General features: G+C 57.4%; 15 protein-coding genes. 10 read left to right on the forward strand and 5 right to left on the reverse strand.

Annotated features, from left to right (window positions below):
* Window positions 1-19: 19 nt before the first annotated feature.
* From iraP to psiF, 3 genes are all read left to right on the forward strand, one after another.
* On the forward strand, window positions 20-280 hold the full coding sequence (iraP, locus tag EDF82_RS11215; protein ID WP_123755643.1) for an anti-adapter protein IraP: 261 nt from the start codon (window positions 20-22) through the stop codon (window positions 278-280).
* An 87-nt stretch (window positions 281-367) separates the two neighbouring features.
* Window positions 368-1,804 (forward strand): alkaline phosphatase, encoded by a 1,437-nt coding sequence (gene phoA / locus EDF82_RS11220; protein ID WP_187042119.1) that lies wholly within the window; start codon window positions 368-370, stop codon window positions 1,802-1,804.
* Window positions 1,805-1,895: 91 nt separating this feature from the next.
* Window positions 1,896-2,216 carry a phosphate starvation-inducible protein PsiF gene (psiF, locus tag EDF82_RS11225; RefSeq protein ID WP_123755644.1) on the forward strand — a complete coding sequence of 107 codons (321 nt, stop codon included), beginning with the start codon at window positions 1,896-1,898 and terminating at the stop codon, window positions 2,214-2,216.
* Between the two features lie 69 nt (window positions 2,217-2,285).
* Here the strand turns inward: psiF and proC are convergent, their stop codons facing one another.
* Complete coding sequence (gene proC / locus EDF82_RS11230) at window positions 2,286-3,095, reverse strand: pyrroline-5-carboxylate reductase (protein WP_123755645.1); 810 nt, start codon at window positions 3,093-3,095, stop codon at window positions 2,286-2,288.
* A gap of 116 nt (window positions 3,096-3,211) precedes the next feature.
* Between proC and EDF82_RS11235 the strand changes: the two genes are divergently transcribed.
* Complete coding sequence (locus tag EDF82_RS11235) at window positions 3,212-3,670, forward strand: YaiI/YqxD family protein (protein WP_123755646.1); 459 nt, start codon at window positions 3,212-3,214, stop codon at window positions 3,668-3,670.
* Here the strand turns inward: EDF82_RS11235 and EDF82_RS11240 are convergent.
* Window positions 3,667-4,350 carry a DUF2076 domain-containing protein gene (locus EDF82_RS11240; RefSeq protein WP_123755647.1) on the reverse strand — a complete coding sequence of 228 codons (684 nt, stop codon included), beginning with the start codon at window positions 4,348-4,350 and terminating at the stop codon, window positions 3,667-3,669. The genes EDF82_RS11235 and EDF82_RS11240 overlap by 4 nt on opposite strands.
* Before the next feature lie 336 nt (window positions 4,351-4,686).
* Here EDF82_RS11240 and aroL point away from each other — a divergent pair, with 336 nt between their 5' ends.
* From aroL to ppnP, 3 genes are all read left to right on the forward strand, one after another.
* On the forward strand, window positions 4,687-5,247 hold the full coding sequence (aroL, locus tag EDF82_RS11245) for a shikimate kinase AroL (RefSeq protein WP_123755648.1): 561 nt from the start codon (window positions 4,687-4,689) through the stop codon (window positions 5,245-5,247).
* A gap of 306 nt (window positions 5,248-5,553) precedes the next feature.
* Entirely contained in the window at window positions 5,554-6,231 is a 678-nt protein-coding gene (locus EDF82_RS11250; RefSeq protein ID WP_123755649.1) for an AroM family protein, read from the forward strand.
* Window positions 6,232-6,318: 87 nt separating this feature from the next.
* Window positions 6,319-6,603 (forward strand): pyrimidine/purine nucleoside phosphorylase, encoded by a 285-nt coding sequence (gene ppnP / locus EDF82_RS11255; RefSeq protein ID WP_123755650.1) that lies wholly within the window; start codon window positions 6,319-6,321, stop codon window positions 6,601-6,603.
* A gap of 65 nt (window positions 6,604-6,668) precedes the next feature.
* Here the strand turns inward: ppnP and rdgC are convergent, their stop codons facing one another.
* Entirely contained in the window at window positions 6,669-7,580 is a 912-nt protein-coding gene (gene rdgC, locus EDF82_RS11260; protein ID WP_123756215.1) for a recombination-associated protein RdgC, read from the reverse strand.
* A 91-nt stretch (window positions 7,581-7,671) separates the two neighbouring features.
* On the opposite strand from rdgC, the gene mak reads away from it, so the two are divergent.
* Entirely contained in the window at window positions 7,672-8,577 is a 906-nt protein-coding gene (mak, locus tag EDF82_RS11265) for a fructokinase (RefSeq protein ID WP_174508203.1), read from the forward strand.
* A 60-nt stretch (window positions 8,578-8,637) separates the two neighbouring features.
* Here mak and sbcC read toward each other — a convergent pair whose 3' ends face one another.
* Window positions 8,638-11,772 (reverse strand): exonuclease subunit SbcC, encoded by a 3,135-nt coding sequence (sbcC, locus tag EDF82_RS11270; RefSeq protein WP_123755652.1) that lies wholly within the window; start codon window positions 11,770-11,772, stop codon window positions 8,638-8,640.
* Window positions 11,769-12,971 (reverse strand): exonuclease subunit SbcD, encoded by a 1,203-nt coding sequence (sbcD, locus tag EDF82_RS11275; RefSeq protein WP_123756216.1) that lies wholly within the window; start codon window positions 12,969-12,971, stop codon window positions 11,769-11,771. Before sbcD ends, sbcC begins: the two co-directional genes overlap by 4 nt.
* Window positions 12,972-13,457: 486 nt before the next feature.
* Here sbcD and phoB point away from each other — a divergent pair, with 486 nt between their 5' ends.
* Window positions 13,458-14,147 (forward strand): phosphate response regulator transcription factor PhoB, encoded by a 690-nt coding sequence (gene phoB / locus EDF82_RS11280; RefSeq protein ID WP_123755653.1) that lies wholly within the window; start codon window positions 13,458-13,460, stop codon window positions 14,145-14,147.
* A gap of 21 nt (window positions 14,148-14,168) precedes the next feature.
* Window positions 14,169-15,464, forward strand: a complete 1,296-nt coding sequence (gene phoR, locus EDF82_RS11285) for a phosphate regulon sensor histidine kinase PhoR (protein ID WP_123755654.1) — start codon at window positions 14,169-14,171, stop codon at window positions 15,462-15,464.
* The last annotated feature ends 253 nt before the right edge of the window (window positions 15,465-15,717 follow it).

Here is a 15,717-nt window from a genome sequence, read left to right on the forward strand (position 1 = left end):
CGCATAAGGATACCGTGCTGTGAAGAATCTCATTGCCGAACTACTGGTGAATCTGGCTCAAAAGGAAGAAGAGGCAAAGGAACTGACGGTGCAGGTTGAGGCGCTTGAAGTTGTCGTGACGGCGTTACTGCGCCATATGGCACAGGACAAGCAGCAGGCATTAATTAATGATATTGAGGACGCTATCGCCCAGGCCAGCCCCGGCCCGCTGGTGGACGATCGCGATGCTCAGCGGTTGCAGCAATATATAAAAAAGCTGTTGCGGCATCCGCGTAGCTAGTTCTTTTGAGCGGACACGGATGCCGTCATTTTACTGTCACATCACTTTTATAAAGTCTTCTTCGTTTTGATTTTTGAGTATTTTTACATGGAGAAGACCAACGTGAAATTGAAATTAAGTGCCCTATTTATTGCCCTGTTACCTCTGCTGGGCACCACGGCTATTCATGCAGAAACAACTGCAGCCCCGGTTCTGGAAAATCGTGCCGCGCAGGGTGATATCACCACGCCCGGCGGCGCTCGTCGTTTAAGCGGCGATCAGACCGCCGCACTGCAGGCCTCGTTAATCAACCGGCCGGCGAAAAATATTATTCTGCTGATTGGCGACGGTATGGGCGATTCAGAAATTACCGCCGCGCGCAACTATGCCGAAGGTGCGGGCGGCTTCTTTAAAGGGATTGATGCTTTGCCGTTAACCGGCCAGTACACCCACTATTCGCTGGACAAGAAAACCGGCAAACCGGATTACGTGACTGACTCTGCAGCATCCGCCACCGCCTGGACCACCGGCGTGAAAAGCTACAATGGCGCGCTGGGGGTTGATATCCATGAAAAAGATCACCCGACGATCCTCGAAATGGCCAAAGCCGCTGGCCTGGCGACCGGTAACGTCTCCACCGCAGAATTGCAGGACGCCACACCTGCCGCGCTGGTCGCCCATGTCACCTCGCGGAAATGCTACGGCCCGAGCGTGACCAGTGAAAAATGCGCCAGCAACGCGCTGGAGAAGGGCGGGAAAGGCTCAATCACTGAACAGCTGCTTAATGCCCGCGCCGATGTCACTTTAGGCGGCGGGGCCAAAACCTTCGCAGAAACGGCAACCGCCGGCGAATGGCAGGGCAAAACGCTGCACGACCAGGCCGTCGCCCGTGGCTACCAGATGGTCACCGACGCCAGCTCTCTGGCCGCCGTGCGTGAAGCAAACCAGGACAAACCGCTGCTGGGCCTGTTCTCGGATGGCAACATGCCAGTACGTTGGGAAGGGCCGAAAGCCTCCTTCCACGGCAATATCGATAAGCCTGCGGTGACCTGTACGCCAAACGACAAACGCGATGCCTCCGTTCCGACGCTGGCGCAGATGACTGAAAAAGCGATCGATCTGCTGAGCACTAACGAGAAAGGATTCTTCCTGCAGGTGGAAGGCGCCTCTATCGACAAACAGGACCATGCGGCGAATCCGTGCGGCCAGATCGGCGAAACCGTTGACCTGGACGAAGCGGTACAAAAAGCGCTGGAGTTTGCCAAAAAAGAGGGCAATACGCTGGTCATCGTCACCGCTGACCATGCCCATGCCAGCCAGATTATCCCGGCAGATACCAAAGCACCGGGCCTGACCCAGGCCTTAACCACCAAAGACGGTGCGGTGATGGTCATGAGCTACGGCAACTCTGAAGAAGCCTCGATGGAACATACCGGCACGCAGCTGCGCATTGCCGCCTATGGTCCTCATGCGGCAAACGTGGTGGGCTTAACCGATCAGACCGATCTGTTCTACACCATGAAGGACGCGCTGGGCCTGAAATAACCCCATGCCGGTAGCGAATTGTCGTTATCGGCTGGTATTTTTGTCATCAGCGACCAGACTTACAGAGATTGACTGACAGAAGGATGGTGTAATGAAAATAACATTTCTTGTAACCCTACTTTTTGGTTTGATCTTTGTAACAGCGGTGAGTGCCGCGGAAAAAACGCAAACGCCCCAGCAGCAAAAAATGACGGTCTGTAATAAAGAGGCCTCATCGAAAGCGTTGAAGGGTGATGAGCGTAAAACGTTTATGAGCCAGTGTCTGAAGAAAGACGCGCCGGCGAAGGACGGTAAAGCGTTGATGCCTCAGCAGCAAAAAATGGGCGAGTGCAACTCGCAGGCAACCCAGCAGTCTCTGAAAGGGGACGATCGTAATAAGTTTATGAGCGCCTGCCTGAAAAAACAGGTCTGATGCGGCTGAGACAGCAATAACCGTACGTAAACGGGTGAGGCCTGGCCTCACCCGATATGGCGACAGGGATCAGGAACGGCTCAGTTTTTCTGATTTTTCCATGCATTTGACCATCGCTTCGATCACCGCAGAACGGAAACCTTTCTCTTCCAGCACCCGCACCGCTTCGATGGTGGTACCGCCAGGCGAGCAGACCATATCTTTCAGCGTCCCCGGATGTTCTCCGCTTTCGAGCACCATTTTGGCCGAGCCCATCACCGCCTGAGCGGCGAATTTGTACGCCTGGGCGCGCGGCATACCGCCGAGGACAGCGGCATCCGCCATCGCTTCGATAAACATAAAGACGTAGGCTGGCGCAGAGCCGCTGACGCCCACCACCGGGTGGATCATCGGTTCGGCAATAATCTCTGCCTGACCAAAGCAGCGGAAAATCGTCAGCGCTTCAGCGATCTCTTCGCTGGTGACCAGCGCGTTAGGGGTGACGGAGGTCATCCCGGCGTTGACCAGCGACGGCGTGTTAGGCATGGCGCGGACGATCTTACGGTCGTGACCCAGCGCTCGTGCCAGTTGATCGAGCGTCACACCGGCGGCAATAGAGATAATCAGCGAGTCTTTATTGAGGCTTGAGGCGACCTCGCTCAGCACTTTAATCATGATCCCCGGCTTGACCGCACCGAAGACAATATCTGCTACCTGGGCCACTTCCTGGGCACTCTGAGCGGCATTGATGCCGTACTGATCGTGCAGGGCCGCCACTTTGTCCGGCGATGGGGTATAGACCCAAATTTGCCCCGGCTGTACCTGCCCGCTTGCGATCAAACCGCCCAGAATGGCTTTACCCATATTCCCGCAGCCGATAAAGCCAATTTTCTTCTCCATCACCGTTCCTCTTTTGCTTAGTTCATCGTTAGCTATCTAGCTTATCACTCTGGCGCTTTTCTGGGAGACAAAAGCAGGTGACAATGATCACTCACTTTTCATCGACAGGAGCCGACATGGCTATTTGGGTTGATGCGGACGCGTGTCCGAACGTCATTAAAGAAATATTGTTCCGCGCGGCGGAGCGTACACAAACCCCGATGACGCTGGTCGCTAACCAGACGCTACGGGTGCCGCCATCGCGGGTGATCCGCACGATGCGCGTGCCGCAGGGATTTGATGTGGCCGATAACGAAATCGTTCGGCTGTGTGAACCGGGCGACCTGGTGATTACTGCGGATATTCCGCTGGCGGCGGAAGTGCTGGCCAAAGGGGGCGCGGCGCTGAATCCGCGCGGTGAGCGCTATAGTGAAGCGACGATTCGTGAGCGCCTGACGATGCGTGATTTTATGGAAACCATGCGGGCCAGCGGCGTGCAAACCGGCGGCCCGGATAGTTTATCGCAGCGCGACCGCCAGCAATTTGCCGCCGCGCTGGAGAAGTGGTTGTTAGAGACGAAGCGCGAGCAGGGTTAAACCCAGTTGTCGTCATCGCCGCTGAAATCGTTGTCGTTGCCGAAACCGGCGTCGAAATCATCGTCGTAGGTGTTGTTGTCCGCGAGGAACTGATTATCCTCCTGGCGGAACGGATCGGCCGCGTCCTGGGTCTGGCTGAGATCGGGCTGCGGATTCTCTTCGATAATATTGACGATCTCCTGCGGATGGGAGCCGCTGAACATATTGGTCAGCATGTTACCCAACACTACGCCGCCGGCCACACCCGCTGCCGTTTGCAGCGCCCCGGCCATAAAGCCGCCACCGCCGCTACGTGCCGCCTGCGCGGCGACGTTTTGCTGTGGCATCTGCGGGGCATATTGCGCCTGCGGGCGGCCATACTGTTCCGCACCGGGAATCGGGTCCGCTACGCGGCTCTGGCTGCCGCCAAACAGGCCGGCGAGGAAGCCGCCGCTGCTCGGTTTGGCCGCCTGCAGCTGGCTCACCTGGCTATCCAGCGCCTGGATACGGTCATTGAGCTGCTTAATCGCTGCTTCCTGAATCAGGATGGTTTGCGCCATGTAATAGGGGGCGGCAGGCTGCTCTTTCAGGTGTTGCGCAATCCGCTCCTCGGCGCTGGCATCGCGCGCTGCGCTCTGCGTCCCGGCCTCTTTGAGGCGGGAAAACAGTCCATCGATAAGGCGTTGTTCTTCAGATTGCATGGTACTTTCCTCTGTCATACTGGTCGTTTAGCGTCAGAGTGCGTCCGAATGACCCATGCTGTAAATATGTTGTTGCGTAAAGCTGTGCATAAATGTGTTACCGTTTACGCCAGCTAACGGCGGAAAAATAATCCGCAACAGCAAGTAAATATGGAATAACACATAATGCAATGATAGGTTTACACGTCAAATCCTTTCGCCATGAGCGCTGAAAGGAGTGTGTTATTTTAACGTAACGTTTATTTTACGGTTATGGTTGGGCGATTTTGCAGGTATCATGGCTGACTTTTCGCATTCATTTTCCCGCCAAAACGCGGAACCAGGGGGTCTTCGGTAATGACACTGCCAATCTTTCTCATCGGGCCACGCGGCTGCGGTAAAACGACGGTCGGCCATGCGCTGGCGCGGGCGTGTAATTACCCGTTTACCGATACCGATCATGCGCTGCAGGAGCGTGAACAGCGTACGGTCGCGGCTATCGTTGAACAAGAAGGCTGGGCGCGTTTTCGTGAGCTGGAGTCCGAGGCGCTGAAAGCGGTCACCCGGCCACAAACGGTGGTGGCGACCGGTGGCGGTATTGTTCTGGCTGAAGCTAACCGGCAGTTTATGCGGGAAAACGGCGTGGTGATTTATCTTCAGGCCTCGGTATCGGCGCTGATCGACAGGCTGGAAGCGTACCCCAAAGCGGAACAGCGGCCTACGCTGACCGGCAAGCCGGTGCGTGATGAAGTCGGTGAAGTGCTGGCGCAACGAGAAGCGCTGTACCGCGCAACCGCGCACCATATTATCGATGCCACCGCGGCGCCGGATGAGGTCGTCAGGCAAATTCTGGCGACGCTGCACCCGCTCTCTGCTCTCCCGCAGACTCCGTGCGCCGAGGCGGCACGCGAGCAATAAGCCATTTCGAACCACAGGCCTTCGCCGCGGCGACAGCGCTTCCCTCTGTTTGGTTATCTCCAGACCCGGCATCCTTTCTGACAGTCAGAATACCGGGCATCTGTCACATTTTTCATTCATCAGCAGGGTTAATGAATACCTAAGACGCGGATTTTTCAGCAACGCGCTGAAGGCGTCTCAATCTTTACACTCCGCATGGGGAGTAAGCTGCTACGCTTCTGAACGGTTGATTTTTAGCCAACAAGGGGGCGAATGTGGTTTGCGGTAAGCCTGTGCTGAAGCAGTGGTGGTGAAAAGGTACGTGATATGAGTACAACGATGGCAATTTTAAGCGTTGGCGTGGTTCCGGTAGGAGAAGTTCTGCCGCTATTAACCGAACATATCAGGGAAGATCAGATCACACATATTAGCCTGTTAGGCAAAATGACACGTGAAGACGTAATGGAAGATTACGCCGTGGATTCCGGCGACGAGTGTCTGCTGACGCTGTTGAATGATAACCAGCTGGCGGAGGTTTCGCGCCAGAAGGTCGAGCGGGATTTAAAGCATGTGATCGCCATGCTCGACCGGCAAGAATATGACGTGATTTTGTTTTTGAGTTCAGAAATGCTCAGCGGCCTGACGGCGCGCAACGCTATTTTACTGGAACCGCAGCGGATTATTCCGCCGCTGGTGGCATCGATCGTTGAGGGCCATCAGGTCGGGGTGATTGTGCCGGTCGAGGATGTGTTGCCCATGCAGCAGCAAAAGTGGCTGGCGCTGGAAAACGCACCTTACTACGCGTTAGCCAACCCGATCGGCGGCAGCGATAGCGATTTGCTGATGGCCGGACGGGAATTGCTGGAGCAGGGGGCCGATGTGCTGGTGCTGGACTGTCTGGGCTACCATCAGCATCATCGGGACGTATTGCAAAAAGCGCTGAATGTCCCGGTTTTGCTGTCAAATGTGCTGGTTTCGCGACTGGCGGCAGAACTATTAATTTAACATGCTGCGCGCACGTAATTTTGCGTGACAGGGGCAAGGAGCGCCCCCTATATTGAGGCTTCAACAAAAGATCATAAGGGCTTGTTTATGCTTCAAAGTAATGAATACTTCGACGGAAAAGTGAAATCTATTGGCTTCACCAGCAGCAGCGTCGGTCGCGCCAGCGTCGGGGTGATGGCGGAAGGGGAATATACCTTTGGAACCGCACAGCCGGAAGAGATGACGGTGGTGAGTGGTGCGCTGAATGTGCTGCTTCCAGGGGAAACCGAGTGGAAAGTCTATTCTGCGGGTGAAGTATTCAATGTTCCGGGCAACAGCGAGTTCCATCTGCAGGTGGCTGAAGCAACCTCTTATCTGTGCCGCTATCTGTAATGACTCACCTTCCTGCCGCAGCAGGAAGGTGTTTTAGCCGATCTTTCGGGTGCGCTCAGGGCTGATTAGCGCTGCGCTTCGCCACCCAGACCTTCCACCAGATTTTGAATCAAGGCCGCCAGTTCGCCGGTCATCAGAATAAAGTCAGCATCGAAGCGCTGGGCAAAATCTTCCCGGTCGATGTCTTCATTCTGATCGCGCAGTTCGTCGCAGAACTTCAGACGCTTGATCGACGCATCGTCACACATCAGGAACTGGATCCGCTGCTGCCAGTCGAGCGCCAGTTTGGTCACCACTTTCCCGGCTTCAATGTGCACCGCGATCTCGTCGCTGACCAGATCCTGCTTCTTGGCGCGGATCACGCCGCCATCTTCCAGCATCGCTTTCAGTTCGGCTTCGTCCAGCAGCTGGAAACCTTGTGCGACAGTACCGGAACGGACCCATTCCGTCAGCGTCAGCTCGATCGGGTTTTCCAGCGTCAGCGGAACCACCGGCAGCGATCCTAACGTTTTACGCAGCAGCGCCAGCGTATCTTCTGCTTTCTTCGCGCTGGCACAATCCACCATGATCAGCCCGTTGACGGTATCGATCCACATCATGGTCTGGCTGAAGCGGCTAAAAGCGCGGGGCAGCAGAGAATGCAGCACTTCGTCTTTCAGCGAATCTTTTTCCGTTTTTTTCAGCTTACGGCCCTGATCGGCTTCCAGCTTGAGGATCTTGGCTTCCAGCGCCTGTTTGATCACCGGCGATGGCAGGATCTTCTCTTCTTTGCGCGCGCAGATCAGGATCTGTCCGTTGTTCGTATGTGTCAGCGCGTCGCTGTGCGATCCCATCGGCGATACCCAGCCGGTTTTCGCCATATCCTGGCTACCACAAGGGGTAAATGTCAGCTCGGCCAGCTGTTTTTCCATCTCTTCGGCCTGCAATGAAATGTCGCGGCTGAGACGGTAAACCATTAAATTTTTGAACCACAGCATGATAATTTCCACGGCGTTGTCGTTAAATCCAGCGGGCATGATAGCGAATTGTCGCTATGCTTGCATTGTTAATCGGGGAGAGGAGCCTACAGTGCGTATTGGTATTGATCTGGGTGGTACAAAAACAGAAGTCATTGCCCTGAGTGACCGGGGAGAGCAGCTATTTCGCCACCGCCTGCCCACGCCGCGGGAAGATTATCGTCAGACCATTGAGAACATCGCCGCGCTGGTGGAGATGGCGGAGCAGGCTACCGGGGAGCGCGGCAGCGTCGGCATCGGGATCCCTGGATCGATTTCGCCCTATACCGGAGTGGTGAAAAACGCCAACTCGACGTGGCTCAACGGCCAGCCGTTTGACCGCGATCTGAGCCAGCGGCTGAACCGCGAAGTGCGGCTGGCCAATGATGCCAACTGCCTGGCGGTCTCGGAAGCGGTGGACGGTGCCGCCGCCGGGGCGCAGACCGTGTTTGCGGTGATTATCGGGACCGGCTGCGGCGCGGGAGTGGCGATCAATGGCCGTTCCCACATCGGCGGCAACGGTACCGCAGGGGAGTGGGGCCATAACCCGCTGCCGTGGATGGATGAAGATGAACTGCGTTATCGCGCCGAGGTGCCGTGCTACTGCGGTAAACAAGGGTGCATTGAAACCTTTATCTCCGGCACCGGTTTTGCCACCGATTATCAGCGTCTGAGCGGTCAGGCGCTGGCGGGCAGTGCGATAATGCAGCGGGTGAGCGAGCAGGATCCGCAGGCCGGGCTGGCGCTGACGCGCTACGAGACGCGGCTGGCGAAGTCGCTGGCCCATATCGTCAATATTATCGACCCGGATGTGATCGTGCTGGGTGGCGGAATGAGCAACGTCGATCGCCTCTATCAGACGGTGCCTGAGTTAGTGAAACCGTGGGTGTTTGGCGGCGAATGCGAAACGCCAATCCGCAAAGCGCTGCATGGGGATTCCAGCGGTGTGCGCGGTGCGGCGTGGCTGTGGCCGCTGTAGTCTGCGAATGACGGGCGTCTTCCCCGGCCAGCAACAGGGCCGGGGAAGCGCGCCAGGCCGTTACTCTACGGCAAAGGCCTTTTCCAGTCGGCTGTAGCCCAGCCCATTGATTTTCTTCACCTTGATCTGCACCGGGATCCGCTCCTTCATGGCTTCGACGTGGCTTATCACGCCAATGATTTTTCCGCTGGCGTTGAGGGCATCCAGCGCATCCAGTGCGGTATCGAGGGTTTCGCTGTCGAGGGTACCGAAGCCTTCATCGAGGAACAGCGAGTCAATCCGCGTTTTGTGGCTGACCAGGTCGGAGAGCGCCAGCGCCAGCGCGAGGCTGACCAGGAAGCTTTCGCCGCCGGAGAGAGTGCGGGTGTCGCGAACGGCGTCCGCCTGCCAGGTATCCACAACCTCCAGCTCCAGCGCTTCGCTGGCCTTACGCTGTAACTGATAGCGCCCGTGCAGACGATTAAGCTGGTGGTTCGCCAGCCATACCAGGTTATCCAGGGTTAAGCCCTGGGCGAATTTACGGAATTTATCGCCCTCTTTTGAACCGATCAGCGCATTCAGCCATCCCCAGTCTTCCAGCTGCTGGGTGGCGAGCGCGATCTCCTGTTGCAGTGCCTGCTGGCGCTGTTGATTCTCGGTGTTCTGTTTCAGCTGCTGGCGAATTTCTCCCTGACGCGCGCTATTCTCCCGCAGCAGCGGCGCCAGCTGTTGCAGACGAGCCTGAACCGGCTCCAGCGGCTGGGTGATGTCTACCTCTGCCGGCGGTTGTTGTTGATGCTGATTCAGCGTGTCGCGGGCGCGCAGGGCCAGCGCGCTGGCCTGCTGTAAGGCGTTTTCCAGCGCCTGCTTGCGTTGCTCCAGATGCTGGCGCGTGTCGGCGTCGAGCAGGGCATCAAGGAAGGCCTGACGGTCGGCAAACGGGCTGCTGGCTAATGCGGCGGCGAACTGGTTCTGCGTCTCCAGCAGCGCCTGCTGCTGTTGGCTCTCCTGCTGGCACAGGGTTTGCCACTGGCTTTGCAGGGCCAGACAATCGTCATGGACCTGGCGCCAGCCGGTGAGCGCTGCCGGTTCTGCGGCCTCGTCGGACTCCGGTAGGGTTTCCAGTAGCGGGGTCAGCTGCTGAAGCTGTTCCTGAAGGGCGACGGATTGGTTCTGTTTTTCCTGCCAGCCGCGGGTTTCTTGTTCCCGCTGCGCCAGCCAGCCCGTCGCCCGATCGGCCTGCGGAAGATCGAGTGCGAAAGGCACCAGCTCCGCTGTCAGCTGCGCCCGGCGCTGTTCCTGGCTCTGTTGGCTCTGTTGCAACTGCTGCTGGAACGCCTGCTGTTGCGCCTGGCAGGCCAGCCGCTGCTGATGCTGATACAGTTGCTGTTCATGCTCCTCCTGCGCCGCCAGCCAGCCGGGAATATCGTCCTGCGGCTGCAGTTCACAGTGCAATGCGCTGACGGTGCTCTGCCACTGTGATGTAAGTGCTTGCTCCTGCTGGAGAAGGGATTCTAGCTCCTCTTTCTCGTTAAGCTGTTGTTTTAGCAACGCCTCCAGCTGACCGCGCAGCTGGGCGCCTTCTTCAGCCAGCTGTTTTACCTCGCGCTCGAGGCTGTCCCGGCGGGCCTGGTTAACGCCGGGCTCCAGCGCCCGGTATTGTGCGACGGCAGGATGTTCGCTGGATCCGCAGAGCGGGCACGGTGCGCCGGGCTGCAGGCGCGCGCGTTCTTCTTCAAGACCAGCAATACGGGCTTCCAGCTCGCAGATGGCTTTCACATCGCTGAACTGCTGGTTTTTCTCTTTGTAGGCCAGACGGCGCTGGGCCAGCGTCGTTTCCAGCTTCTCCTGCTCCTGCTGGCGGGCCTGTCCGGCGGTTTGCAACTGCTGCTGGCGCTGGCGCAGCGGCAGCAGGCGGCTATGCAGCGTAGAAAGCTGCTGGCGTAGCGGGCGGGCGGCGGCGTACTGTGCCAGACTGGCGCTGACCGCTCCGGCATCCAGCGTCAGGGTGGTCGGGGGCAGCCCGGCCAGGGTGCGATCGGTTTCGGCCAGCCGTTGCTGCAGCTGAGCGTGCTGTTGTTCATCGCGGGCCTGCTGTGCGAACGCCTCCCGCCAGCCTGCCAGCGCGTTTCCCCATTGGCGGTAGCGGTCATGTTCCTGCAGCCACGTCGTGAGGGCGTGCTGGGCGGTCTGCAACTGACTCCGCTGTTGACTCGCGGCAAGGCGAATCCCCGCCCGTAGCCGCAGCTGGCCATGTAAGCGAGTATTTACTTCTTCCACCTGACGGCGGGTGTGCGCCAGCGCGTTGGTCTGCTCTTGTTCGCGGTTCCACAGCGGGCGCAGCTGTTCTGCCGGCTGGGCTTTGAGTAAGGCGGAAAGCTGCGGCTGGGCGTGCTCCAGCGCCTGCTGCGCTTCCTGTAGCTGACGCTGGGCCTGGGTGGCTTCCGTGCTCAGCTCCTGCTGGCGAAGCAGCCATTGCAAGGTGGTTTGCAGGCGGGTTTGTTCGCTAAGGTGTTGATGTTCCTCATCAGTAAGTGCTTGCAAACTTTGTTGCAGCGCCTGCTGCTGTTCGGCGCTCAGAAGCAGCACGCCGGAGGCCTGCGCCTGCAGTTTATCTAGCTCGCTGCGGGCAAGCTTATGCTTGTCAAACACCTGGGCCGAGATCTGACCGTAGATTTCGGTACCGGTCAGCTCCTCCAGGAGTTCTGCGCGCTCTTTAGGTTTGGCGTTGAGAAAGGCGGCGAACTGGCCCTGCGAAAGCAGCATTGAACGGGTAAAACGGCCATAATCCAGCCCGGTGAGCGAGGCGGTGAGCTCGAGCTTATCTTTGACTTTGTCGGCGAGGATCTGGCCATCGTCGCAGCGGGCCAGCTCGACGCGCGGGGCCTGCAGGTTGCCTTCCGGCTGGTTACGGGCGCGGTTCTGGCTCCAGAAAGCGCGGTAGGCCGTCCCTTTGACCTCGAATTCCACCTCCGCCAGGCACTCGGCGGTGTCGCGGGTCATCAGATCGTTTTGCGATTGCGAGACGCTGCTCAGGCGCGGGGTTTCGTGATACAGCGCGAGGCAGATGGCGTCCAGCAGGGTGGTTTTCCCGGCGCCGGTCGGCCCGGTAATCGCGAACAGCCCGTTGCTGGCGAACGGTTCAGCGGTGAAATCGATTTTCCATTCGCCTTTCAGCGAGTTGATATTCTTCAGGCGCAAGCTCAGAATTTTCACAGGTGCTCCTCACCGTGCAGGCTATGCAGCGTTTCGTTAAACAGCTGCTTCAGGCGCTGCTGCTGCGTCTCTTCCAGCGTTTCCTGCGCCAGACGGCGTTCAAACACCTCTTCCACGCGTAATTCACTGAGCGTTTCGCGGCGTTCCCCGGCGAGGATCCGTTCGCGCTGGGCGCGGCTGCGGCGAACCAGCAGCACTTCCACCGGCAGGTCGTCGGTCTGGGCCTGAATTTTACGTTGGATATCATGCAGGTATTCGTCGCTGGTGATTTCAATATCCAGCCATGTGACGGGGTCCGCTGGGGCGTCCCGCCACTGGGTGAGCTGTTCGCTGATGCTGGCGAAATCGCCTTTCAGGACCGCCAGCGGCTGGGTAACCGGTACCGTCAGCGGGCTCACGTCTGTCAGATGGCCATCGGTAAAGGTCACCAGATTGACGCTTTTACTTTTCCCCGTTTCGTCAAAACTGAGGGAGATCGGTGAGCCGCTGTAGCGAATATGCTCGTTGCCGCCGACCAGCTGCGCCCGGTGAATATGGCCGAGCGCAATATAGTCAACCGGCGGGAAATGGCTGGCGGGAAACGCCTCCAGGGTCCCGATATAGATATCGCGTACCGCATCACTTTTACTGGCGCCGACGGTGGTCAGGTGACCGCTGGCAATTATCGGCAGCGGGCGGTCGCCGCGCAGGTCGCAGGCCTGCTGATACTGCTGTTGATAATAGTCGCTGATAGCGCTTAACAGCTGCTGTTGCTTCTCGCCGCTGGAGTGTCCCGCCAGGCTGGTGACCAGCTCGCGCGGGCGCAGGAACGGCACCGGGCAAAAAACAGCGCCGGGGGTGCCGTCACGCAGGGGCAGGATAAAGGGGGCATGCCCCGCGTTGGCCACCACCGTGGTTTTCAAAAAGGCCAGGATGTCGCGGGATTCATTCAGGGTCGCGACCGAGTCATGGTTGCCGGCCAGCACTACCAGCTGACAGCCGGCCTGCTGAAGCTGCACCACAAAGTGGTTATACAGTTCGCGGGCGTAGCTGGGGGGCGATCCGGTATCAAAAATATCACCGGCGACAATGATGGCATCGACCTCGTGCTGCTGGGCGTTGGACAGCAGCCAGTCGAGAAAGGCCGAATGTTCGGCGGCACGGCTTTTACTGTAAAAATTCTGACCCAGGTGCCAGTCAGAGGTATGAATGATGCGCATAATGATTTTTTCCTGACGAAAAAGCATGAGCGCATTATACCCTTCATCCTTCAAGTTGCTTGGGTGTTAGCTGCACCGTTATTCGGCTCATCCATGAGCCTCACCCTTATCAGGGCCGCTGCTCGCAGCGTTCAAATCTGTTCCAGACAGATTTGTCACCCCAGTCACTTACCTGAGTAAGCTCCTGGGGATTATGAGCCTCATTGATGATGAGGCTCACCCTTCGGGCCAGCGCAAGCGCTGTTCAAATCGGTTAATACCGATTTGTCACGGCCTTGCTGCCTACAAGCAACTCGAATAATTTTGGGTATATATTCTTCATCCTTCAGGTTGCCTCCCCGAGCAGCGATCGGATTGTCGGTTACTCCTTGTCATTATTCGAAATCTCCGATCATCAGACGGTCATTTTTTTCATAAATCTGTCACAAAACTGACGCATAATGACGCCGCACTCTATACTGATGGCTAAAAAACACAGGGTAAATAATGGCGAGAAGAATTCTGGTCGTTGAAGATGAAGCTCCGATCCGCGAAATGGTCTGCTTTGTTCTGGAGCAAAACGGCTTTCAGCCCGTCGAGGCGGAAGATTATGACAGTGCGGTGAATCAACTCAATGAACCCTGGCCTGATTTGATTCTCCTTGACTGGATGCTACCGGGCGGGTCGGGTCTGCAGTTTATTAAACAGCTGAAGCGCGAAGCGATGACCCGGGATATTCCGGTGGTGATGCTGACCGCGCGCGGTGAAGAAGAAGACCGCGTTCGTGGCCTGGAAACCGGGGCCGACGATTACATTACCAAGCCTTTCTCACCGAAAGAGCTGGTGGCGCGTATCAAAGCGGTGATGCGTCGAATTTCGCCGATGGCGGTAGAAGAAGTGATTGAAATGCAAGGCCTTAGCCTGGATCCTTCCTCGCATCGCGTGATGACCGGTGAAAGTCCGCTGGACATGGGGCCAACGGAATTTAAATTATTACATTTCTTTATGACCCACCCGGAACGCGTGTACAGCCGCGAACAGCTGCTGAATCACGTCTGGGGTACGAACGTGTATGTAGAAGACCGAACGGTGGATGTGCACATTCGTCGTCTACGTAAAGCGCTGGAACTTAGCGGCCATGACCGGATGGTACAAACGGTTCGCGGCACGGGGTATCGTTTCTCCGCTCGTTTCTGAATGTCGACAGGAGTGTGAACCGTGCTGGAACGGCTGTCATGGAAAAGGCTGGCGCTTGAGCTTTTCTTATGTTGTATACCGGCCCTGATCCTTGGGGCGATTTTTGGTCATCTGCCGTGGTTTTTGCTGGCGGCGGTGACCGGCCTGCTGATATGGCATTTCTGGAACCTTATGCGCCTGTCATGGTGGCTGTGGGTTGACCGCAGTATGACGCCGCCGCCGGGAAGCGGCAGCTGGGAACCGCTGCTGTATGGCCTCCACCAGATGCAGATGCGTAATAAAAAGCGCCGACGCGAGCTGGGCAGTCTGATCAAACGCTTTCGTAGCGGGGCGGAGTCATTGCCCGATGCGGTAGTGCTGACGACGGAGGAGGGCGCCATCTTCTGGTGTAATGGTCTGGCGCAGCAGATCCTGAATCTGCGCTGGCCGGACGACAGCGGACAAAACATTCTCAACCTTCTGCGTTACCCTGAATTTGCTAACTACCTCAAAAACCGGGACTTCTCCAAACCTCTCAATCTGGTGCTCAACACGGCTCGCCATCTGGAGATCCGCGTGATGCCCTACAGCGACAAACAGTGGCTGATGGTGGCGCGCGACGTCACGCAGATGCACCAGCTCGAAGGCGCACGGCGTAATTTTTTTGCTAACGTCAGCCATGAGCTGCGCACGCCGTTGACGGTGCTGCAGGGCTATCTGGAGATGATGCAGGAGCAGGTGCTGGAAGGGATGACGCGCGAGAAAGCGCTGCATACCATGCGCGAGCAAACTCAGCGCATGGAAGGGTTGGTCAAACAGCTGTTAACCCTGTCACGCATTGAAGCCGCGCCAACCCTGGCGATGAATGACAAAATTGACGTGCCGATGATGCTGCGGGTGGTGGAGCGCGAAGCGCAGACCCTCAGCCAGCAGAAGCACACCCTGCATTTCGCGGTGGATGACAGCCTGCAGGTGCTCGGCAATGAAGAGCAGCTGCGCAGCGCGATATCCAACCTGGTGTATAACGCTATTAACCATACCCCTGCCGGGACGGAGATCACCGTCAGCTGGCAGCGGGCGCCGCACGGCGCGCTGTTTAGCGTCGAGGATAACGGCCCCGGTATTGCGCCGGAGCATATTCCGCGCCTGACCGAGCGGTTTTATCGCGTTGATAAAGCCCGGTCGCGCCAGACCGGCGGCAGCGGCCTGGGGCTGGCTATCGTCAAACATGCGGTTAATCATCATGACAGCCGACTGGAAATTGAGAGTACCCTGGGCAAGGGGACGCGGTTTAGCTTCCTGCTCCCGGAACGTTTAATTGCCAAAAAAAGCGCCTGACCGCCTGTCTGTCAGCATTACTTGCCAATGACCAGCTTCGGCTGGTCATTTTCATTTGCAGTCACTTTGCGCCGCGTAATTAATCAACGCTTGTTGCTTTTTTGTTCGCATGATTAGCCATGGGTTTTCTACCAATATGGTGAATAGTTTTGGTTAAAAATATAGAGTCAGCATAATCATCTGCTTTCGCGATCCCTCCTTGCATTAAAACGTTATAAGCGTTTAAATTGCCCCCCATGCAGTCGCAGACAGA

The sequence above is a fragment of the Klebsiella sp. BIGb0399 genome (genome assembly GCF_003752615.1).
In the GTDB taxonomy this organism is placed as follows: Bacteria; Pseudomonadota; Gammaproteobacteria; order Enterobacterales; family Enterobacteriaceae; genus Klebsiella; species Klebsiella lignicola.